The following is a 22832-nucleotide window of genomic DNA, read 5'->3' on the forward strand; positions in this document are numbered from 1 at the left end:
ATTTAATTTAATAGTCTATACTAATTGGTAAATTTGGGTTGTATTATTAAGTATTAAATTTAAATGGAAAAATTTCATATATTTATCCTTAATTTGCTAGCAAATTCGTTGACAACGCTCGACAGGTTCAAGTATGATACTAATTTGAACGGATACTCTCTTATCCTGAGCTGGTGGAGGGACAGGCCCTATGAAACCCAGCAACCTGCTTTATGAGAAGACCATCCTATTTATTGGTCCTATTCTCAAGTGCGAAGGTGCTAATCTGACGCAAGGCTTTGACCTTGAACGATAAGAGTGAAAGGACCGGAACAACCTTTCCTCACAATGGTAAGGTTTTTTGTTTTGTATAGACCTTTTATCAATAGAGTTACTAATAAAAATCCTTTGTTTATTTCATACTAAGGGAATGAGTACCGTATCAATTTCAGTGGTTCTAGAAGTATTCCTGTAACCTTCAAATGGACCTTGATTTATCTCATAATATAGGAGGAAATCAGATGTCAACAAAACGTCGTCGTTTGTTCACTTCTGAATCAGTTACCGAAGGTCATCCAGATAAAATCTGTGACCAAATATCTGATTCGATTTTAGATGCCATTTTAGCAAAGGATGCAAATGCCCGGGTTGCTGCTGAAACATCCGTCACAACTGGATTAGTCTTAGTTGCAGGTGAAATCACTACATCTACTTACGTTGATATTCCAAAAATCGTTCGTGAAACAATTAAGGGTATTGGCTATAATCGTGCAAAATATGGCTTTGACTCCGAGACATGTGGTGTTATCACTTCTATTGGTGAGCAATCTCCTGACATTGCGATGGGGGTCGATCAGGCTCTAGAAGCACGTGAAGGGCAAATGTCTGATGAAGAAATCGAAGCTATTGGTGCAGGAGACCAAGGTTTAATGTTTGGTTTTGCATGTAATGAAACCAAAGAATTAATGCCTCTTCCCATTTCCTTGGCACACAAGCTTGCACGTCGTTTAACAGAGGTTCGTAAAGAGGAAATTCTTCCTTACCTGCGTCCAGATGGAAAGACACAAGTAACGGTAGAATATGATGAGAATGACAAACCTGTCCGTATCGATACGATTGTTATTTCTACACAGCACCATCCCGAAATTACGTTAGAGCAAATCCAACGTAACGTAAAAGAGTATGTGATTAATCCAGTTGTGCCGAAAGAACTAATTGATGAAAATACAAAGTATTTCATTAATCCAACAGGTCGTTTTGTTATCGGTGGACCTCAAGGAGATGCAGGTTTAACAGGACGTAAAATTATTGTAGATACGTATGGTGGTTATGCACGTCACGGCGGTGGAGCTTTCTCTGGTAAAGATCCTACAAAAGTTGACCGTTCTGCAGCCTATGCCGCTCGTTATGTTGCAAAGAATATTGTAGCAGCAGGACTTGCTGATAAAGTTGAAGTTCAGCTTGCATACGCAATTGGGGTAGCAAAGCCGGTTTCCATTTCTATTGATACTTTTGGTACTGGCAAAGTGAGTGAAGATGTATTAGTTGATCTTGTAGGTGCAAATTTTGATCTTCGTCCTGCTGGAATTATCAACATGTTAAATTTACGCCGCCCAATTTACAAGCAAACAGCGGCATATGGTCATTTTGGCCGTACAGATGTTGATCTTCCTTGGGAGCGTACAGATAAAGTGGACGCATTACGTCAACAAGCAAATATTAAATAGACAAATTAGGGGAGTTGCATTTAGTGTAACTCTCTTTTGCATTTAGTCGTCTAAGTTTAGGGCAATGTGTTTAGGTTAAAACTATTTGTACCTGAATTTTCCTACCTTTCACACTGACATTTTTATATGAATAGTGGTAGGATAAGAGAGTATGTTTTTTAAGTTTGGATATTTAGATTGGAGTAGGTGAAGTACATAATGTGTGGTTTTATTGGTTGTGTACACGACAAGGAACAACATTTTCGTGATGAGCAAAAACAACAATTCAAAAATATGAACGATATTATAACCCATCGTGGACCTGATGATGAAGGTTTTTATTATGATGACCATATTCAATTCGGTTTTCGCCGCTTAAGTATTATTGATATTGAATGCGGGCACCAGCCATTAACGTATGAAGATGAGCGCTATTGGATTATTTTTAATGGAGAGGTTTATAACTACCTGGAACTTCGTGAAGAATTGCTCAAAGAAGGCTTACAGTTTGCAACAAACTCTGATACAGAGGTTATTATCGCTTTATATAGCCATTTGAAAGAGAAGGCTGTTGAAAAACTGCGTGGGATGTTTGCCTTCACGATTTGGGATAAACAAGAACAAACGGTATTCGGTGCAAGGGATCCTTTCGGAATTAAACCATACTTCTATTTTGAGGATGGGGAAAGAACATTTTTTGCTTCTGAGAAGAAGAGCATCCTTCTAGCGCTAGAGCACGATGTATTAGATTATGATTCCCTGCAACACTATTTAACGTATCAGTTTGTCCCAGAACCAAACACGATGTCAAAAGGGATTCATAAGCTAGAGCCAGGACATTATTTTACAAAAAGAATCGGCTCTCCGATGGAAATTAAAAGATATTGGAAAGCACATTTTAACCCGGTTCAAAAATCGGAATCAGAGTTTACCAAAGAAATACAAGATGTGTTAATCGATTCAGTTAAAATGCATATGAGAAGTGATGTACCTGTTGGGTCTTTCCTTTCCGGCGGAATCGACTCTTCTATTATTGCTTCGATTGCAAAACAATTTCATCCAGCCATTAAGACGTTTTCAGTAGGTTTCGAGCAAAATGGTTTTAGTGAAATAGATGTTGCAAAGGAAACGGCTGATAAGCTTGGGGTAGAAAATATCAGTTATGTGATTACACCGCAGGAATACATGAATGAATTGCCGAAAATCATTTGGCATATGGATGATCCACTTGCAGACCCTGCAGCGATTCCGTTGTACTTTGTCGCTCGTGAAGCAAGAAAGCATGTTACCGTTGTTCTTTCTGGTGAAGGTGCTGATGAATTGTTTGGCGGCTACAATATTTATCGTGAGCCACAGGATTTAGAAGTGTTTAATAAAATCCCAAGAGTAGGAAAAGTACTGTTAAAAGGGATTGCAAACATGATGCCTGAAGGAATGAAAGGGAAGAGCTTTATAGAGCGTGGCGTAACTCCTATGGAAGAACGATATATTGGTAATGCTAAAATGTTCACGGAGGAAGAAAAAAGAGACTTGCTTTCTGTTTACCGTGAAGGTTTAGATTACACGGATATCACAAAACCACTTTATGCTGAATCAAAAGGCTATGATCCAGTTGATCGTATGCAATTTATTGATATTCATACATGGATGCGCGGTGATATTTTATTAAAAGCTGATAAAATGACGATGGCTCATTCATTAGAGCTCCGAGTTCCATTCTTGGATAAAGTGGTTTTTGAAGCAGCATCGAAAATTCCAACTAGCTTGAAGACAGCTAACGGTACAACGAAGTATATTTTACGAAAAGCAGCAGAAGGAATTGTTCCTGAGCATGTATTGAATCGTAAGAAACTTGGGTTCCCAGTACCAATTCGCCACTGGCTGAAGAATGAAATGAATGAGTGGGCAAAAACGATTATTAGAGAAAGTAACACGGATCATTTATTTAATAAATCTTACGTGTTAAGACTTCTTGAAGACCACTGTCAAGGGAAGGCTGATAACAGCCGTAAAATATGGACCGTGCTTATCTTTATGATATGGCACCAGGTTTATGTGGAGGGTAAATACTCCTTTTCAGGACAAAAAGAACTTCAGACTATGAAAAATTAATTACAAAGCACCCATAAAATTATGGGTGCTTTGTATTTTTAATTATTTCTGAAGTGACTTATAATACTGAGCTTTCTCTGCATATTCTGTATAAATCCTGTGCATTTCTTTTTTGTCATGTTCATTTAATTCTCTAATAACTTTAGCTGGTCTGCCAAATGCTAATGTATTAGGAGGGATTTTTTTGCCTTGGGGTACAAGACTGCCTGCACCGATAAAAGCACCTTCACCAATTTCTGCTTGATCAAGAATAATGGAGCCCATGCCGATCAATGCCTTTTTTCCAATAATACAGCTGTGGAGTATCACCTGATGACCAACAGTTACTTCATCCTCTAAAATTAATGGATTATTGGGGCTTTGATGCAGAACGCAGTTGTCCTGAATATTTACTCTACAACCGATGACTGTAGGCGCGACATCTCCTCTAATGACAGAATTAAACCAGACGCTGGATTCTTCACCTATTTCAACCTCACCTGTAATGGTGGTGAAATCTGCGATGAATACAGATTCAGCAATTTTTGGGTTTTTATCTTTGTATGGATAAATCATTTGGGTCGCTCCTTTTTGACTGAAATACATATTCACTTTAATATTATACTAAATAGAATATTTTTCTAGGGGGAAAAACTATGTGGAAGTGGGAAGCAGAAGGGGAAGCGAAGGCCGTAATCGTGATGGTTCATGGTGCAATGGAACATCACAGACGATATGGCTGGCTCATTGAAATGTGGCGCGAGTCTGGTTTTCATGTCATTATGGGTGATCTTCCTGGGCAAGGCATGACAACTAGATCCCGCAGAGGACATATAGATTCATTTGAAGAGTACATAAGTGAAGTAAAGGAATGGATAAAAGCAGCCTTCCGTTATGAAATACCTGTGTTTTTATTCGGCCATAGTATGGGCGGGTTAATTGCAATTCGTTTGCTGCAGGAAGAAAGATTTGACTTGGCAGGGGTCATTCTCTCATCACCTTGCTTAGGTTTAGTTCATACCCCTCCGAAAATTTTAGATTTACTGTCATACGGAATAAATGTAGTTTTTCCTTCATTAAAAATGAATTCAGGCATAACCGTTGATATGGCTACCAGAAATCAAGATGTAATTGAGGCAGATAAAGATGATACCCTCTATATCACAAAAGTCTCTGTTAGGTGGTACCGAGAGTTAGTCGAGGCTATGAAAGAGGCGTTTCTGTCAATCGAAGGCACAAAAGATGTTCCGATGCTTGTTATGCAAGCTAGTGATGATAAAATTGTTAATAAGATTCCTGTTAAGGATTGGTTTAACCATGCACCACTATCAGAAAAAAGGTTTAAAGAATGGCCAAAGCTTTATCATGAAATTTTTAATGAACCAGAACGGGATGATATATTTGAGTACGCGAAGGATTTTGTTATCAGCCAATTAAAAGCAATAGGTTACATTGTTTAAGAAAGGGAAGATATTCTCCATGATGCCCATCAGACTTATGTCAAATGTATATCGCCGAATTATTCCAGCTGTTCATCAGGAACTAAGGTTTTGGAGGTCCCAGGCAGAAAGTATACCTAATGAGGAGCTTAGAACACAGGCTTTGGCAAGTATTGAACATAAAACCTTTCACTGTGAAGGCGGTGGGATACTTGCTCTTTGCGCGAATGATGAGTATAAAAAAGCAGTTAAATTTATTGTCGCTTATCAAACCATTAGTGATTACTTAGATAATCTTTGTGACCGGAGTACATCGCTTGATCCAAAGGACTTTGAAGCCCTTCATGAATCTATGCAAGATGCACTTATACTAGGAAGCAAACCAAAAAATTATTACCGCTTTCGTGAGGATCAGAACGATGGCGGTTATTTAAATGATCTTGCGGAAACATGCAGATCAGTATTAAATGAATTGAAGCATTATCACATAATCAAAGACTATCTGTTAGAGCTTTGTGAATATTATTGTGCCTTGCAAATCCACAAGCATGTTATTCATGAAGAACGTGTACCGAGATTGGAAAAATGGTTTGAGGTCCATCAAAACGAGCTTCCAGACATGGAGTGGTACGAATTTTCAGCTTGTTCGGGTTCGACCTTGGGGATATTTTGTCTTATTTCATATGCAATGAGAGAAGATTTTCATGCTAAAGATGCAGATAATATTCGTAAAGGGTATTTTCCATACATACAAGGTCTTCATATCTTATTAGATTATTTCATCGACCAAGAAGAAGATCGCGAAGGCGGGGACTTGAATTTTTGTTTCTATTATGAAAATCCAGAAACACTTTTCAAACGACTAAAGCACTTTGTTACAGAAGCAGACAAACATACGGAATTTCTGCCACATAAGAAATTCCACCAGCTTATTAATAGAGGCTTATTGGGATTTTATTTATCGGATGGGAAGGTTCGTAAACAGAAAAATATAAGGAAATTAGCAAAGGGGATTATTAAGACTGGCGGAATTGTTAGCTATTTTTTCTATATCAATGGACTAGCCTATCGTTCCTTTCAGAAATTGATTCCCTCATTATTTACAAAACCCTCGTAAAAAAAGAAAACCAGGCATGAAGCCTGGTTTATCTTTTTTCAATTGCAACAATAAAGGGGGGATTATTTTGTTGATTCATAAAGCGATACTGAAGGACATGCGCCTTCTTCTGATCGATATCCTGACAATACGTCAATAAAGCGTCCCGCTCAATTGCTCCCTCAGTATGACCATGGTAAATCACAAGGATAATTATTCCTTCTGGTACCATAATTTCAAGCAATTGCTGGATTGCAGAAATGGTAGTCTCAGGTCTGGTTACAACTGATTTATCACTGCCAGGTAAATAGCCTAAGTTAAAAATCGCAGCTTTTACCTTACCATGATGTTCCGCGGGTATTAAATTGGCAAGCTGTTCATGTCCGTTATGGAAAATGATGACGCGGTCAGCCAACTCATGTTGTTTCAATCTTTCTATACTGGTTTGAATGGCATCCTCTTGCACATCAAATCCATAGACGGTGCCATTTTCACCTATGAGATTAGCCATAAAAACTGTATCATGACCATTTCCTAGCGTTGCATCAACTACAACATCACCACTAGAAATAGTCTTTTCGAGTAATTTCTTTGCATAAGGGAGTATCCGGTCTAGCTTCACGATTAATTCCTCACTATACTCTTTTGATAATATTTCCCCTGATAGCTATCTCTTCTTTTTAACTCAGCGTCGATGGCATTTAATACTTCCCACTTGTTTACACTCCACATAGGTCCTACCATTAAATCAATCGGTCCGTCCCCAGTAATCCGATGAACAATCATTTCAGGCGGTAAAATTTCTAATTGGTCACATACTAAATTTACATAATCCTCTTGAGCGAGGAATTTGAGCATGCCTTTTTCATACTGTTTAACCATTGGTGTGCCTTTTAGTAAGTGAAGCAAGTGAATCTTTATTCCTTGGACATCAAGCTTTGCCACTTCTCTTGCTGTTTCCATCATCATTTCATAAGATTCAAGCGGCAATCCATTGATAATGTGGGAACAAATTCGGATCCCATGTTTTCTAAGTTTATTTACACCTTCCACATAACATTGAAAATCATGTGCACGATTGATTAATAATGCAGTACGTTCATGTACCGTTTGCAAACCAAGCTCAACCCAAAGATATGTTCTTTGGTTTAGTTCGGCTAAATATTCAACAACATCATCAGGAAGGCAATCAGGACGAGTTGCAATCGATAAACCAACTACTCCCTCTTGGTTGAGAACTTTTTCAAATTTTTCGCGGAGAACCTCAACAGGTGCATGCGTATTTGTATAGGCTTGGAAGTAGGCCATATATTTGCCATCTTTCCATTTCGTATGCATTTTTTCCTTAATTTCAAGGAATTGTGTCTCTAAATCATCTGTTCGGTCACCTGCAAAATCGCCTGAACCCGCGGCACTGCAAAAAGTACAGCCGCCGTGTGCAACCGTACCATCACGATTTGGGCAATCAAAGCCGCCATCTAAAGCAACCTTAAAAACTTTATGGCCAAATTGCTGGCGTAAGTGATAATTCCATGTATGGTAACGTTTATCGTCAGTAGCATATGGAAAAGGGTTGGTCTGAGTCAATTCAGAAACCTCCTTTTAATTTTTTAAGCATAAAGTCAATTTTATCATGAAAATATGCGCTTATCCAACTGAATTGTTTACCAGTATTATCACGTTATAGGAACAGGGAGAGAGAACAAAATAAGATATGAAGCACTTTGACTCATTGAGGGAAGTGTTTTACCAAGGCTCTTTAAAGAGCCTGCCGACTAAATACAAAGTGCAAAATGACTATTTCTACATTAAAATCTTTAAGAAATAGCCTTTGCCAAAAAGAAGGGGGTCCTTAGATGGCTACTCGTGCTTCAATGGATGCTTTAATACAGCAATGTGAGGATGTTATTCGCTATGCACAGGATCAATTAAAAGAAAGCAGCCTTCAAGAGCATTACAACAATGATGATTATACGAACGCCCTACAACAGCTTGAACAAACCTATCAAGATATTGCCAAAATGGCTCATAGTGCGAATGGGCAGCAGCGGGATCAACTCCATCGGATGAGACTCCAAATACAACAGCTTCAAAATAATATGATTTTAGAGGGTCAAGCATTTAGAGGAGGAGATCTTTCTTGAAAAAGCGATCTAAACAACAAAACCCTGAACAAAAAACTCGAAATGGAAATAACAATCAGGATCTTGAGCTTGGTCAGGATGTTGATCTTGTTAAACAATCTAAAAAGAAATATGAAAAATCAGGCGGCCAGCCGGTAAAGTCAAAGTTTCATCAAGAAAAGAACCAATCATCTTAATTATTCGCTTTTGACCTTCAACTTTTGTTGAGGGTCTTTTTATGATAAAACCCCTAAAAACACAGTGAAAATAAGGTAAAATCGCCGTTCACAAATTAGAAATAACTCAATTTCAATTTGTGATTTTGGTCACAGAATGAGTCTTAGCTTCATGGGATAAATAAGATATGAATTCGACTTCTTGTGATTAAAAATGATTAGTCTTGTGAATGTATTCACAAAAAATTCACAATTTGAAAGGAAGTTAGTACGATGAAAAAATTACTGCTCTCCATCCATATACTCCTGTGCTTTTTACTGTTATTAAACCCGTCTGTTACCGCTGGGGAAGAAAGTCAAAACATTTTGACTATGGAGGAACTTTCAATAAAGGTAATGCCAGAATTTGCTTACCATCCCAATGATGTAAACAAAGAACATCCCCCCTTATTAATTGGCTATCAAGGAACGATGCGTAATCTGTCAGAACAGCCGCAAAAAGGGCAAATTGAACTGCCTCTGCCTATGGAAGATAAGAATTTTCGGATTGGCTATGTAGCTGATTATTCCAGTGATTTATCGAAGGTGTTTGAAATTGAGTACATAATCGACCAAGAAAAAGGGACCATTTCTTGGACAACAAGCGAAGATATTCAACCAAATGATGTTTATAAATTTGTTGTTGAATTTTATACAGATACAATAATGGCCGACAAAGAAAAGAAAACACTTTCATACCAGTTTAAAAGCTTTGCGGACATTGGTTTACTCAATATTTCATTTATACAACCCCTTAAGGCAAAAAAGGTAGTTCTTACTCCGGCACCTGAAGAGAAAAAGACTCACGCTGATGAGGAAGGTGTTTACTCCTATTTCTTTCAAGGTGTAAAAGCTGGAGAGGAGAACCGTTTCTCATTTACGTATGAACGAAATGAAACGAAGCCTAGTATCGAGTTGATGGACAAACAAGAACAACAACCAATTGATCCTGTGAAAAATAAAAAAAATCCTGCTACGCTTTCAATCGCAGCTGTCAGTGGAGTAGGTTTACTAGCAGCTGGTGCGTTTACTTATTTGTTTAAAAGAAAACGCAGGAACAATTAACTTTGCAAGACCATTCCTTTTGGCAATAAAGTACAAAAGTACTTTATTCAATAAATTTAGAGAGAAAAAGAGATCTATATTATGGGAGGTGAAAGGATGTTAAAAAAATCGTTTAAAAAATTACTGGCAATTGATAAAAGAGTGTTACTTTTAGGTGCTCTTTTAGCCGGAGTACTCTTTTCCTTTGGGACTGTTAAAACAATGGCTTACCTAGATTCACCTGGTTTTTGTCAAAACTGTCATACCATGAAATCGGTTTATACGTCATTTGTGGATTCCACTCATGCAGAATTGCAGTGTAACGACTGTCATTTACCACATGAGAGTGAGGTCGGAAAATTATTTTTTAAGGGCCGCGCTGGGATGACACATATTTTTTATAACACCTTGGGTACTGAAGATATACCAGATAGAATTTATGCGACCACACGGACATTGAGAGTTATTAATAACAACTGTGCAGAGTGTCATAAAAGCACGGTTGATAATGTCTCACACGACGCAAAGGAAAACTGTATGTCATGTCACCAGACTGTACCACATGGAAGCGACTTTAAAGATGATAGTTATGATCAGCCGCCTAAGTCCGGTGAACTATTAAAAAATAAGGGAGGATTTTAAGAATGAATAGGTTCCGTTATGGGGCATACCTCCTTCTATTAGTATTTGTTCTCATCATTACTGGCTGCAGCAATTCCAGTGAGAATGCAGGTGAAAAAACGGCAAGTGCTAAGGAAGCGACGGGGAAAACAGGCCTTTCTAAGGATGAAATAAGTAATGAAGCGTTTAAAGAGATGTTTCCACTTCAATATAATAGTTATATGAAGAATGAGAAGATGGAAGATACTACATACGGAGGTTCAGTGAAACGTAGTAAGTATGATCCAGATAAGGAGCCATTACTTCCGGTTCTTTTCAATGGTTATGGGTTCGCAACAGAGTATAATGAAGAACGTGGTCATGTTTATGCTCTTGAAGATATTCGCGACGTAAAGCGGATAACCGATAAATCTGTTGGTTCTTGTTATACATGTAAATCAACCGCAGTCCCACAAATGATTGAAGAAATGGGCGACGATTATTGGGGAGCCAATTTTAATCAAGAAATTTGGCCAAAAGGGGAAGCAATGGGACACTCACCAATTGGATGTTCTGACTGCCATGATCCCGAAACAATGGACTTACGCGTAACACGCCCAAGCTTCTACAAAGCATTAGAGGCTCAAGGAGTAGATACTTCTAATCCGACTAAAAATGATATGCGAAGCTATGTTTGCGGTCAGTGTCATGTAGAGTATTATTTTGCAGCTGACAACAGTGAAGTTACCTTCCCATGGTCAGAGGGCTTTAAGCCAGAAGACATGTATGAATACTATAATACGATTGCAAAAGATGAAGGGTTTGAGAAAGATTGGGTTCACAATATCTCTGGAGCACCAATGTTAAAATCGCAGCATCCTGAATATGAAACTCATACTTCCGGAACCCACGGTAAGGCAAATGTATCCTGTGCTGACTGTCATATGCCATATGAGCGTGTAGATGGAAAAAGAAAAATCACTTCACACTACTGGACTTCACCACTCAAAACGATGGATACATCATGTGGACAGTGTCATGGTGATCGTGATTTAGACAAATTAAAAGACCGTGTTCTCGAAATTCAAGAAGCTAACGTAAGTGCACTACATGAGGCACAGGACATCTCAACCACTGCTCACTATTATATTAATAAGATGATTACTTCTGGAGTTGGTCAGGACAAGATTAAGCAGGCTCAAGAATTTGTCCGTAAAGGTCAATGGTTCTGGGATATTATTGCGGCTGAAAACTCTTCAGGTTTCCACAATCCACAAGGTTCTATGGATTCATTAAGAGAATCAGTTGTGCAATCAAACAATGCCATTCGCCTTGCAACAGAAGAGTTAGTGAAAAAAGGTGTCAGCATTGAAGAACTCAATTCTGAAATTGAAAAAGTGAAAACAGCTGTCCAAGCGGAAACCGTTAACGAGAAGAAAAAGGATCATGCCGTAAACAGCTACTTCCCTGCTCAGCAGCCAGTAGTGCCAGCAGTAAAAAAATAGACCCTTTCAACCATTTTCCTAATCGTCCCGCTAAGAAGGATTATGAGAAATAAATAAAACTTATATGGTATTGGTCTAAAATGGCGGGAAATTAAATATTTTATAAGGAAAATCCTTATGAAATAGGTGAGGCTCATGTATGTTGTCCACTTTTTCGAAAACAAAGTAGAGATATTAAATCAGCTTCTTGGAAGTGTTCCAGCTCTTGATGAACCGATTACCATTAAAGGCCGTAAAGGTAAAGTCACTGGTGTTAATCAGGTTGATGACAAGCATGTCCATGTGCAGATTACAGTAGAAAAAGTAGCAGTTAAAAATAAACCTTCAGCTGCCGACCTAGCAAAAAAGAAAAAAAGATAATTTCCAAAGCCCTTTTTATTTAAGGGCTTTTTCCTTTTTGTGATAGCATTGCTATTTTAAAAAAGTTATATTTCCGCTTTATGTAATATGGTTTAATAAAAAAATTAATCTTTAACAGCTTAAAGAAAAAGATTGTCAGGAATCTTGAATGGGTCTAAAATATATTTTTGGAACTTGTTATTGTTATTGTAAAGGAGCGTTTTTCATGCCACGTGCGTTATGGCTATTAATTATTGGGATGGCAGTGAATGTAACAGGAAATTCCTTTTTATGGCCGTTAAATACAATCTATATTCACGATCATTTAGGTAAGTCGTTATCGATGGCCGGCGTTGTTTTAATGTTGAACTCTGCAGCGAGTGTCATTGGAAATCTTTATGGCGGCAGTCTTTTTGATAAAATCGGCGGTTACAAATCTATTCTTCTAGGAATATGTATCTCCCTTTCAGCACTAATTGGGTTAACGTTCTGGCATGGCTGGCCGGAGTATATTATTTTCCTTACCATTATTGGATTTGGTAGTGGAGTCACATTCCCAGCCATGTATGCGATGGCGGGAATGGTTTGGAAGGAAGGCGGACGTAAAGCCTTTAATGCCGTTTATATTGCGCAAAACCTTGGGGTAGCGGTCGGAGCCTCACTTGGAGGCATTCTTGCCGATTACTCATTTGAATTAATTTTCCTTGCTAACACCGTTATGTATATTATCTTTTTATTAATAGCTGTTTTTGGCTATAAAGGGATTTCAACTGGTATTGCAAAACAAGCGAATAGCCTTCAGGATGCAGCGATTGTTAAAGGGCGAAAAAATCTCTACGCTTTATTAATTTTATGTTTTGGGTATTTGCTATGCTGGGTTGGCTATGTACAATGGATGACAACGATCGCTTCTTATACTCAGGAAATTAATATATCATTATCGCAGTACAGCCTATTATGGACGATAAACGGTGCATTAATTGTTCTTGGTCAGCCATTACTAAATGGCATGCTTAAGCGACTTGCTACCACACTAAAGATACAAATCCTCATCGGGATTGCTATTTTTATTGTTTCTTTCCTAATAGCAGGAAACGCAAGTGCATTTTCTGGATTCCTCGTCGCTATGATCATTCTAACCATAGGTGAAATGTTTATTTGGCCTGCTGTTCCAACAATCGCCTTTGATTTGGCTCCAAAGGGACGCGAAGGATTTTATCAAGGAATTGTTAATAGTACGGCTACTGGAGGAAGAATGATTGGTCCATTATTAGGCGGACTGCTGGTGGACCTATACAGTATGTCTGCATTATTCTACGTTTTAATTGGATTATTCATCATAGCAGTAGTAACAACTCTAGCTTATGACCGTATCTTGAAAACGGGAAAGAAATTAAACGTAAAACTTTCCTAATTTAAAATTTCCGGCTTCTACTTTGAGGCCGTTTTTTTTATGTTTAAAAATAATTATTTTGGTCAAACTGTTTTAGGAGAATGTTACTTGCATACTGTGAAGAAATTTATTACAATTACCGTAATACTTTTTATAATGAATGACAGTGATTAGGAGTAGTAGTGAATTATACCCGTTCTTAGAGAGTTGACGGCTGGTGAAAGTCAATCGGGTACATCATGAACTCGCCTATGAGTTGCAAACATGAACCTGGATAGTAATGTTTGCCGTATTCCGCGTTAAGGATGAATGAAGCGAGTGTTTTACAACACTAATGTGGGTGGTACCGCGGGAAGATACATAGACAATCCTCTCGTCCCTTTTTGGGATGAGGGGTTTTTTTGTTTTTAGGCTGTGTTAAAAGTTAAATTTTGTTATTTGCACCCTGTTGATTTGCGCGGAAGGCACGAAGACTCCTGCGGGAGGACGGGGCAGGGGAGACCCCACAGGCGCTAAAGCGCCGAGGAGGCTCCCTGGACCGCCCGCGGAAAGCGAAGTGCCTCGGGACAGGCAAAAGACCGCCTGTCCCTGCGGTGATTATTCCAAGAAGCATTCCTTAGTGGAGCGCAAATCAACAGGTCAATTAAAACACAGTGAATTTTTTAAGAGAAGGAAGGAACTGACAATGAGTTTCGATCATCAGCATATCGAGAAAAAATGGCAAAATAAATGGGAAACAGAAAAAACTTTTAAAACAAGTGAAGAATTTGATAAACCAAAATTCTATGCTTTAGATATGTTTCCATACCCATCAGGAGCAGGACTACATGTTGGACACCCTGAAGGCTACACCGCTACAGATATTCTTGCACGCTTAAAGAGAATGCAAGGATATAATGTTTTACATCCAATGGGCTGGGATGCATTCGGTTTACCTGCAGAGCAATATGCTTTAGATACCGGAAACGACCCTGCAGAGTTCACTGAGAAGAATATTAATACGTTTCGAAGACAAATTAAATCATTAGGTTTCTCATACGATTGGGATCGAGAAGTAAATACAACAGATCCTGAATACTATAAATGGACGCAATGGATTTTCTTAAAGCTATGGGAAAAAGGTCTTGCGTATATTGACGAAGTAGCTGTTAACTGGTGCCCAGCACTTGGTACCGTGTTGGCTAATGAAGAAGTCATTGACGGTAAGAGTGAGCGCGGTGGTCACCCGGTTGAACGAAGACCAATGAAACAGTGGATGTTAAAAATTACTGCTTACGGTGATCGTTTACTTGAGGACTTAGAAGAGCTTGACTGGCCAGAGAGCCTTAAAGAAATGCAACGCAACTGGATTGGCCGTTCGGAAGGTGCTGAAGTAACCTTTGCGATTGATGGACATGATGAAACCTTCACTGTGTTTACGACTCGTCCTGATACACTGTTTGGTGCAACATATGCGGTACTTGCACCGGAACATTCCTTTGTTGATAAGATTACAACAGCGGAACAACGGTCAGCAGTTGATGCATATTTGGATAAAGTAAAGACGAAGAGTGACCTTGAACGAACCGATTTAGCGAAAGAAAAAACAGGTGTTTTTACTGGTGCGTATGCAATCAATCCTGCTAATGGCGAAAAAATGCCAATCTGGATTGCCGACTATGTATTAGTAAGCTATGGTACAGGAGCTATTATGGCGGTACCTGCACATGATGAACGTGACTACGAATTCGCTAAACAATTTGACCTTCCGATTAAAGCAGTTGTCGCAGGGGGTAGTATCGAAACGGAAGCCTATACAGGTGATGGTGAGCATATTAACTCCGAATTCTTAAATGGTTTAAATAAAGAAGAGGCTATTGTGAATATGATTTCCTGGTTGGAAGAAAAGGGGATTGGTACGAAAAAGGTAACGTTCCGTTTACGCGATTGGCTGTTCAGCCGTCAACGTTATTGGGGTGAGCCGATTCCGATTATCCATTGGGAAGATGGTACGATGACTGCGGTTCCTGAAGATCAGCTGCCGTTAACGTTACCGAAAACAACCAACATCAAACCTTCTGGAACTGGAGAATCTCCACTTGCTGTGATTGAGGATTGGGTAAATGTAGTGGATCCAGAGACAGGCAAGAAGGGTCGTCGTGAAACAAATACAATGCCACAATGGGCAGGCAGCTGCTGGTATTATTTACGCTACATTGATCCGAAAAATGATCAAGCACTTGCTTCAAAAGAAAAATTAGAACACTGGCTACCTGTCGATGTTTACATTGGCGGCGCAGAACATGCTGTTCTTCACTTATTATACGCTCGTTTCTGGCACAAAGTCCTTTATGATATCGGGGTTGTATCAACAAAAGAACCATTCCAAAAGCTTTTCAACCAAGGAATGATTCTAGGTGAAAACAATGAGAAAATGAGTAAGTCAAAAGGAAATGTTGTAAACCCTGATGATATCGTTGACAGTCATGGTGCTGATACACTTCGATTATACGAAATGTTCATGGGACCACTTGACGCTTCGATTGCGTGGTCTACAAATGGTCTTGATGGATCCCGACGTTTCCTTGATCGAATTTGGCGTTTGATGATAGAGGAAAATGGAGAATTAAATCCAAAAATTCAAGAGAATGAAGAAGCCTCTAATTTAGAAAAGGTGTACCACCAAACAGTGAAAAAGGTAACCGAGGATTATGAGGGCTTGAGATTTAATACCGCGATTTCACAAATGATGGTATTTATTAACGAAGCATATAAAGCAACTGTTCTTCCAAAGCACTTTATGGAAGGCTTCGTGAAAATGCTTGCCCCAGTAGCCCCGCATGTAGCTGAAGAACTTTGGGAAAAACTTGGGTCTGGCGGTACGATTTCATATGAAACTTGGCCTGCATATGATGAAGCTAAATTAGTGGATGATGAAGTTGAAATTGTCATCCAAGTGAACGGGAAGGTAAAGACTAAATTACTAGTTCCGACAGATGCCAGCAAAGAAGCATTAGAAGGAATTGCGATGGACGATGAAAGAGTTAAGGAACAAATCGAAGGGAAAACTATTCGTAAAGTTATCACCGTTCCTGGTAAACTTGTTAATATCGTAGCTAATTAATTGGGAATCCCCCTGTTCAGCAGGGGGAAACCCTTAAATAGGGGTGGAATTATGGAAGAAATTCAGATTATTACGCCAGAAGAATTAAAGAAAAAGCTCGAACAAGGGGAGAAACTCGAGCTTGTCGATGTTAGAGAGGAAGAAGAGGTGGCGCATGGCATGATACCTGGTGCGAAGCATCTCCGCATGGGCGATATTCCTGCTAATCTTGATTATTTTGATAAAGAGAAAGAATATATCTTTATTTGCCGTTCCAGTGCACGTAGTGGAAATGTCTGCTACTACTTGCAAGAACAGGGCTATAAAGTCCGTAATATGACAGGCGGAATGCTTGCATGGCAAGGAGAAGTAAAATAAACGATTCCATTAGTGGAGTCGTTTTTTTTTATACATCCGATTTTTAATTTTCAATATAAATGGAAAGACTGAAAGTAAAAACCAATGGAGGGATTCCAATGATTCAGGTTAAATTGTTTGATCGCGAGCATGAAAAGGATTTAGAAAAGGAAATGAACCGCTTTTTAAGGGGACTTGATGATAAGAAATTGCTGGATATTAAATATAACGTAGCTGCATTACCAGAGGATGAAGAGGAAGATCAAATCTATTGTTTTTCAGCAATGATTATCTATCGGGCCTGACAGCTGGCTGTTAGCCCGTTAGGTGTTATCCTTTGTGTCCAGAACGTCTGTAGTATCTTTTTTTGTTTTGCTGCTAGTAATCCTCCAAATAAACAATGGTCCAACAATGTTAATGCTAAAAATCGCTCCAACTACTATCCATAAAAACCACTTCGTATTTAATACATATTCGTAGAGCCAGTTATGATAAAAATCCATTTTTCCACAACTCCATTTAAAACCTTGTATTCAACCATTCTCGGCAGTTGAGTTTATTTTAATACCTAAAATTTGAATAGATGAACATTGGTTTGGTTATAAAGTGTAACAAGACTAAAATGTCGAAAATTGGAGTCAATAGTCATGGGAAAATCTATAGAAGAACTACTTTCAAGAAATTTCACAACAAGTTACCAGGATAATAAACAATTGATACAAGACATTCTCATAGATAATACTGATTTAAATATTAGAGAATTTTATTTTCACGAGCAGAAGGACATAAAAATTGTTTGCTTTTTTATTGATGGATTGGTTAATGATACAAAAATTGATACGGTTATTGATTCGTTCATCTATCAAGCTCCGAAGCTTTTAAGAGATCTGGACGTAACTACCTTATACAATAATTTGCCTGATAGAATCACTAAGCATATCCTGCATTCCCATGCCCTTAAATTACTAACCAAAGTCGAGGAAGCTATAGAGGCAATACTTTCAGGCGATACACTATTCATTATTGATAAATGTAAGGAAACCATCCTTGTTTCTACAAGAGGCTGGTCAGAAAGGTCGGTGTCCGAGCCCCAAACAGAGCAGGTAGTTATTGGACCGCGCGATGGCTTCACTGAGAATATTAGGACCAATACTGCTCTTGTTAGGAGAAGAATAAGAGACCCTCTCCTTTCGTTTAAGTCTACGACTGTTGGAAAAAGTTCCAAGACAACCATTAATATTGCTTATCATCGTGGCAAGGTTAAAGAGGGTTTAGTAGAAGAAGTAATGGAAAGATTGGATAAAATTAAAATTGATGCAATTATAGATTCGGGTTACATAGGAGAATTAATTGAGGATGCGCCATTATCTCCGTTTACCACAGTCCAGACTACCGAGAGACCTGATAAGGTGGCTGCGGCAATTTTGGAGGGCAGGGCCGCTATTTTTGTTGATAATTCACCTTTTGTCATTATCGTACCTACCTATTTTTGGCAGTTTTTACAAGCTAGTGACGATTATTACACTAGATATATGGTTGGTTCATTTTTTAGAATAATTCGGTATTTAGCCTTTATCATTAGTCTTGTTTTTACATCCATATATGTGATGTTGGTTAGTTTTCACCAAGAAATGATACCTACCTCACTTGCATTAACAATAGCCTCAGGCAGAGATGTTATCCCATTTCCTGTTTTACTAGAAGCATTACTAATGGAAATTAGCTTTGAATTGATGAGAGAAGCGGGGTTACGGATGCCTAAACCAGTGGGGCAGGCTGTTAGTATTGTTGGCTCATTAGTTATTGGTCAGTCTGCTGTCCAAGCAGGTCTTGTTTCCCCTTTTATGGTGATTGTTGTCGCTACAACGGGGATTGCTTCTTTTGCTATTCCTAATTATACAGCGTCATTTGCAATTAGATTAGTTCGATTTCCTTTATTAATTGCTTCTGGCACATTGGGATTGTTAGGCTTCTCGGTGGTATTTACATTGCTTGCCATCCACGCGCTATCCTTACGGTCTTTTGGAGAATCCTATTTGGCTCCTGCTTCACCTTTCCAGCCATCTGATCAAAAGGACACCATTATTCGTGTGCCTTGGTGGAAAATGAACCGGCTGCCTAATTTAGCTAAAGGAAAAGAAGAAGAAAGAACTAATAGAAATCAAAAACCACAACCTCCCCAAAAGAATAATCATTGATATTTAACAGCTAGTAAGGAGGAATCCTATTGTCTCCCAAATTTATTGTATTTTTATCGATTTGCACCGTCTTGATGTTAAGCGCTTGTGATGTAGGAAAAAGAGAATTGGGGGATTTAGCTCTGGTAATGGCTGTAGGGATAGATAAGGGTAATAAAGAAGGGATGAAAAAGGTGACGATTCAAGTTGTTAGACCTGCGGACGCACGAGGACAAACCGGAGCTCCTTCAGGACAAACCGGTGACCCTATCTGGTCTGCATCTGCAGAAGGAGAAACTATTTTTCATGCCATACGTAACCTATCCACGTTTTCCTCAAGAAGAATATTTTGGGCGCACAACTTTATTATTGTTATTAATGAAGACTTAGCAAGAGAAGGAATAAAGGATATTATTGACTTCTTTACACGGAACCCAGAACTACGAATGAGGACATGGGTCGTCGTTACTCCTGAAAAAGCTAGTACGGTAGTGTCAACTATGACGGGATTAGAAACGGTACCAGGGGAGGCATTTGATAAATTATTTAGATACACTCCCATCTCAACACAAGCTCCACGTACCCAAATGATTGATTTACAGGCAGCCTATCTCAGTGAAAGTTCGGAACCTATCTTAGCTAGAGCTTTGTTAATCAATCGAGGTATTTCAAATAAAAAGCCTGGTCAGGCAGGCTCAGTTGATCAAATTGAACTAGCTGGAGCAGGAGTTTTCAAGGGTGATAAATTAGTAGGAATTTTAAAACCAGTTGAAGTGAGGCGGATACTCCCTTTTATTGAACCGCTTGATACAGGAGTGTTAATTTTAAAATGTCCTGACGACAAAGATAAAAAAATGACAGTCGAACTTAAAAATCAGAAGTTCAATGTAAAACCATCTCTAAAAGATAAAAAACCTGTATTTGATATTTATTATAAAACAGATGCAAGTGTGGTTGAAGCAGCTTGTCCATTTTCATTAGAGGAAAGAAAGAATGTGGAAAAACTGGAAAAACAAATGAATACAACCATTAAAAAAGAATTAAACAAAGTGCTTGATAAATCGCAAAATGAGTATAAATCTGACTTTATTGAGCTAGGAAAGGTTTTTATGAATCATTATCCATTTGAATGGAGAACAATTGGTCCGAATTGGGAGGATACTTTCCCTAGTGTTGCTATTAATATACATATCAAGTCAGAAATTGTAGACACTGTTTTGTTAAAAAAACCTACAAAAGAATCGGGAAGCGTGTTGAAGTAAATGAAAGTAAGAATTTCCAATGGAATGTTTATGGCCTTAATTATTAATATGGTATATGCGAAGGCAATCGGGCTAACCCAGGGTTCAATGGCCCGTGAAGTAGGCTCAGATTTGTGGATTTCCACTCTTTTCGCTTCCATCCAAGGGTGTTTAATGATGGTTTTTACGATATTTATCATGCGCCGCTCTCCGGAGTTTAACATTTTTGAACATGGAGAATTGCTACTAGGAAAGTGGTTTGCAAAGTTAGTAGGATTAATTGTATTTTTGTTTTTTGTTGGTGCTACTGGTGCTGTCTTTACTACACTAATCTATCATTTAAAGGATTATTTTTTACCAGAAGCCCCTACCTTACTTTTTGTTGCTGCAGTCCTAATTATTGGTGTTTTCGCTTTATATCATGGGATTGAAGTAATTGGGAGAATGGCATTAATTGGGGTATTTTCAATATTAATGTTAAATATCTTAATTATTTTGGGATCTTTAAATCAATTTGACATTAGAGAGCTTATGCCTGTATTCAGGTTTGGTCTTGTGTCAGATATTTGGGCAAGCAGACATAATAATACCGATTGGGCTATGGCAACGATGATGGCTATGGTAATTCTTCCAGTAGTAAAAGATAATAATACCTGGATGCGTTCAGGGACCTCAGGAATTCTGTTAGGCGGGCTTTTTATTGTTCTATGGCCGATACTAGAGGCGGGAGTGTTAACTGCAGAAGTTACCGGGCAATATATTATATCTTGCATGCAAATGGCGAGGAGTGCTGAAATTGGATTGTTTATTCATCGTTATGAAATGATTATGATTGCTTTCTTCTCACTATCAGCTCTCACACAGGTAATGATGACCTTTTTTTGTGCTACCATCTCTGTCCAAAAGGTACTTGGTTTGAAAGAGTACAAGCCTATCATTATTCCCGTCTCCCTTGTACTAAGTTCTTGGGGATATTGGGTAGTTCTCGACCATCACCGTGCCATCCATTATATTGAAACTTACTGGGTTGCCATTGCGATGTCGATTGCTGTTGGGTTACCATTACTGTATTTTATATTAGGACTCCTATTTAAAAAGAAACTCAAAGGTTCGACTGCTCAAATATAAAACCCTAGTCATCTGGACTAGGGTTTTATATATCCTTTTTTTGCAGACAAGGCCGCGTTTGTCCCCGCAAGTCTGCCTGTTACTAAGGCTGAAGTAATGTTATAGCCGCCGGTATAGCCATGGACATCAAGAATCTCACCGCAAAAGTAGAGGCCTCCCATCACTTTTGAAGCCATTGTCTGAGGTTCGATTTCTTTGACGGATACGCCGCCGCCGGTAACGAATGCTTTCTCCAACGGTAAGGTACCATTTACTTTAATTGAAAATTGTTTACAGCTTTTCACAAAGGTTCGAAATTTTTCATTTGAAATCGTCGCCCCCTGTTCTAAAGGGTCGATTTCATTCTGCTCCAGCAGAAACAAAAGATATCGTTCAGGGACTAACCCTTTTAATGTGTTTTTAATGCTTTTCTTTGGCTCACTTTTTACGAGTTTCACAATTTCTTGAAAAAACTCTTCTTCTTTTTTATCTGGTATTACATCTAGACTCATGGTAGCCTCGTTTAACTTCCATTTTTTCATCGCTTTCACCACAAATTGACTACAGCGGAGGACTGCTGGACCACTAAGCCCAAAATGGGTAAAAATCATATCCATCCTGTGAGTAATAATCGCTTTTCCTTTTGGATTCAGTACACTTAACTCAATATCCCGTAATGACAAACCCTGGAGAGATTTATTTTTAATAAATGGTTCATTTGAGGTGACAGGCACCTCAGTAGGGAACAGCTCTGTAATCGTATGTCCGGCTTTTTCAGCCCAGGCATAGCCGTCTCCAGTAGAGCCGGTATGAGGAACTGATTTACCGCCGACTGCTATGACAACGGATTTTGCTTCGATTGCGGTACCGTTCTTTAATTTGACAGAAGAAACATGACCTTCTTTATAAATAATATCTGCAACTGGGCTATTTGTGTAAATCTTCACCTTAAGCTTTTCTAATTGGGTCAAAAGGGCATCGACCACCGATTGTGCTTTATTCGAAACCGGGAACATCCTGCCATGGTCCTCTTCCTTTAACGCAATACCTAATTTTTCAAAGAACTTAATAATATCCTCGTTACTAAAAATTGAAAAAGCACTGTATAAAAATTTCCCGTTACCAGGTAAATGTTTAATAATTTCCTCAACAGGGAGACGATTGGTGACATTACAGCGGCCACCGCCGGAAATGGCCAGCTTCCTTCCAAGCTTGTCTCCTTTATCAATTAATAGGACATTTAACCCCTTTTCTCCAGCCGCAATTGCAGCCATTAAGCCTGAGGGTCCCCCGCCGATTACAACAACATCGTATTGCATACATCCACCAACTTTATGT

At 38.7% G+C, this 22832-nt stretch carries 22 protein-coding genes, 1 riboswitch and 1 other annotated feature; of the genes, 17 read left to right on the top strand and 5 right to left on the bottom strand.

Translation table 11 applies throughout. The features are described 5' to 3' along the window. Positions 1-157: 157 nt before the first annotated feature. Positions 158-298: riboswitch (SAM riboswitch) on the top strand. 202 nt (positions 299-500) lie between these two features. Next, a complete protein-coding gene (gene metK, locus ABC255_RS06355) occupies positions 501-1706 on the top strand; it encodes a methionine adenosyltransferase (protein ID WP_412992124.1) in 1206 nt (401 codons plus the stop codon). A 198-nt stretch (positions 1707-1904) separates the two neighbouring features. Then, entirely contained in the window at positions 1905-3797 is a 1893-nt protein-coding gene (asnB, locus tag ABC255_RS06360) for an asparagine synthase (glutamine-hydrolyzing) (protein ID WP_412998496.1), read from the top strand. A gap of 42 nt (positions 3798-3839) precedes the next feature. Here asnB and ABC255_RS06365 read toward each other — a convergent pair whose 3' ends face one another. After that, positions 3840-4352 (bottom strand): gamma carbonic anhydrase, encoded by a 513-nt coding sequence (locus tag ABC255_RS06365; protein ID WP_412992126.1) that lies wholly within the window; start codon positions 4350-4352, stop codon positions 3840-3842. 80 nt (positions 4353-4432) lie between these two features. On the opposite strand from ABC255_RS06365, the gene ABC255_RS06370 reads away from it, so the two are divergent. Then, positions 4433-5236: an alpha/beta hydrolase gene (locus ABC255_RS06370; RefSeq protein WP_412992128.1), complete on the top strand. Its 804-nt coding sequence runs from the start codon at positions 4433-4435 to the stop codon at positions 5234-5236. Between the two features lie 37 nt (positions 5237-5273). Then, positions 5274-6332 (top strand): tetraprenyl-beta-curcumene synthase family protein, encoded by a 1059-nt coding sequence (locus tag ABC255_RS06375; protein ID WP_412992130.1) that lies wholly within the window; start codon positions 5274-5276, stop codon positions 6330-6332. Between the two features lie 28 nt (positions 6333-6360). On the opposite strand, the gene mnmM is transcribed toward ABC255_RS06375, so the two are convergent. Both mnmM and mnmL read right to left on the bottom strand, forming a co-directional pair. Next, positions 6361-6933, bottom strand: coding sequence for a tRNA 5-(aminomethyl)-2-thiouridylate-methyltransferase MnmM (gene mnmM / locus ABC255_RS06380; protein WP_412992132.1), 573 nt, complete (start codon positions 6931-6933; stop codon positions 6361-6363). Positions 6934-6935: 2 nt separating this feature from the next. Further along, positions 6936-7898, bottom strand: a complete 963-nt coding sequence (gene mnmL, locus ABC255_RS06385; protein WP_412992134.1) for a tRNA modification radical SAM protein MnmL/YtqA — start codon at positions 7896-7898, stop codon at positions 6936-6938. A gap of 269 nt (positions 7899-8167) precedes the next feature. Here mnmL and ABC255_RS06390 point away from each other — a divergent pair, with 269 nt between their 5' ends. The 10 genes from ABC255_RS06390 (at position 8168) to ABC255_RS06435 (ending at position 17274) form a co-directional block, all read left to right on the top strand. Then, on the top strand, positions 8168-8455 hold the full coding sequence (locus ABC255_RS06390) for a YtzC family protein (RefSeq protein WP_179601683.1): 288 nt from the start codon (positions 8168-8170) through the stop codon (positions 8453-8455). Further along, entirely contained in the window at positions 8452-8631 is a 180-nt protein-coding gene (locus ABC255_RS06395; RefSeq protein WP_335531638.1) for a glycogen biosynthesis protein GlgD, read from the top strand. Before ABC255_RS06390 ends, ABC255_RS06395 begins: the two co-directional genes overlap by 4 nt. Positions 8632-8883: 252 nt before the next feature. Continuing rightward, on the top strand, positions 8884-9714 hold the full coding sequence (locus ABC255_RS06400; protein ID WP_412992137.1) for a hypothetical protein: 831 nt from the start codon (positions 8884-8886) through the stop codon (positions 9712-9714). Positions 9715-9810: 96 nt separating this feature from the next. Further along, positions 9811-10335, top strand: a complete 525-nt coding sequence (locus ABC255_RS06405; protein WP_412992139.1) for a NapC/NirT family cytochrome c — start codon at positions 9811-9813, stop codon at positions 10333-10335. A gap of 2 nt (positions 10336-10337) precedes the next feature. Continuing rightward, positions 10338-11798, top strand: a complete 1461-nt coding sequence (locus ABC255_RS06410; protein WP_412992141.1) for an ammonia-forming cytochrome c nitrite reductase subunit c552 — start codon at positions 10338-10340, stop codon at positions 11796-11798. A gap of 135 nt (positions 11799-11933) precedes the next feature. After that, entirely contained in the window at positions 11934-12158 is a 225-nt protein-coding gene (locus ABC255_RS06415) for a hypothetical protein (protein WP_335531646.1), read from the top strand. 205 nt (positions 12159-12363) lie between these two features. Further along, positions 12364-13551: an MDR family MFS transporter gene (locus ABC255_RS06420; RefSeq protein WP_412992143.1), complete on the top strand. Its 1188-nt coding sequence runs from the start codon at positions 12364-12366 to the stop codon at positions 13549-13551. A 136-nt stretch (positions 13552-13687) separates the two neighbouring features. Then, positions 13688-13914, top strand: a binding site (T-box leader). Positions 13915-14215: 301 nt separating this feature from the next. After that, complete coding sequence (gene leuS / locus ABC255_RS06425; RefSeq protein WP_412992144.1) at positions 14216-16633, top strand: leucine--tRNA ligase; 2418 nt, start codon at positions 14216-14218, stop codon at positions 16631-16633. A 51-nt stretch (positions 16634-16684) separates the two neighbouring features. After that, positions 16685-16990, top strand: a complete 306-nt coding sequence (locus tag ABC255_RS06430; RefSeq protein WP_412992146.1) for a rhodanese-like domain-containing protein — start codon at positions 16685-16687, stop codon at positions 16988-16990. Between the two features lie 98 nt (positions 16991-17088). Then, positions 17089-17274, top strand: coding sequence for a sporulation protein Cse60 (locus ABC255_RS06435; protein WP_335531655.1), 186 nt, complete (start codon positions 17089-17091; stop codon positions 17272-17274). 18 nt (positions 17275-17292) lie between these two features. Here the strand turns inward: ABC255_RS06435 and ABC255_RS06440 are convergent, their stop codons facing one another. Continuing rightward, complete coding sequence (locus ABC255_RS06440; protein WP_412992148.1) at positions 17293-17472, bottom strand: hypothetical protein; 180 nt, start codon at positions 17470-17472, stop codon at positions 17293-17295. 144 nt (positions 17473-17616) lie between these two features. On the opposite strand from ABC255_RS06440, the gene ABC255_RS06445 reads away from it, so the two are divergent. Genes ABC255_RS06445 through ABC255_RS06455 form a run of 3 tightly spaced genes read left to right on the top strand, consistent with a single transcriptional unit; the run spans position 17617 to position 21515 of the window. Further along, a complete protein-coding gene (locus ABC255_RS06445) occupies positions 17617-19167 on the top strand; it encodes a spore germination protein (protein WP_412992150.1) in 1551 nt (516 codons plus the stop codon). A gap of 29 nt (positions 19168-19196) precedes the next feature. Continuing rightward, entirely contained in the window at positions 19197-20408 is a 1212-nt protein-coding gene (locus tag ABC255_RS06450; RefSeq protein WP_412992151.1) for a Ger(x)C family spore germination protein, read from the top strand. Further along, positions 20409-21515 carry a GerAB/ArcD/ProY family transporter gene (locus ABC255_RS06455; protein WP_412992153.1) on the top strand — a complete coding sequence of 369 codons (1107 nt, stop codon included), beginning with the start codon at positions 20409-20411 and terminating at the stop codon, positions 21513-21515. A 17-nt stretch (positions 21516-21532) separates the two neighbouring features. Here ABC255_RS06455 and ABC255_RS06460 read toward each other — a convergent pair whose 3' ends face one another. After that, a complete protein-coding gene (locus tag ABC255_RS06460) occupies positions 21533-22813 on the bottom strand; it encodes a BaiN/RdsA family NAD(P)/FAD-dependent oxidoreductase (RefSeq protein WP_412998497.1) in 1281 nt (426 codons plus the stop codon). Positions 22814-22832 lie beyond the last annotated feature (19 nt).

The organism is Neobacillus canaveralius, assembly GCF_047237705.1.
GTDB classification, from domain to species: Bacteria; Bacillota; Bacilli; order Bacillales; family Cytobacillaceae; genus Neobacillus; species Neobacillus niacini_K.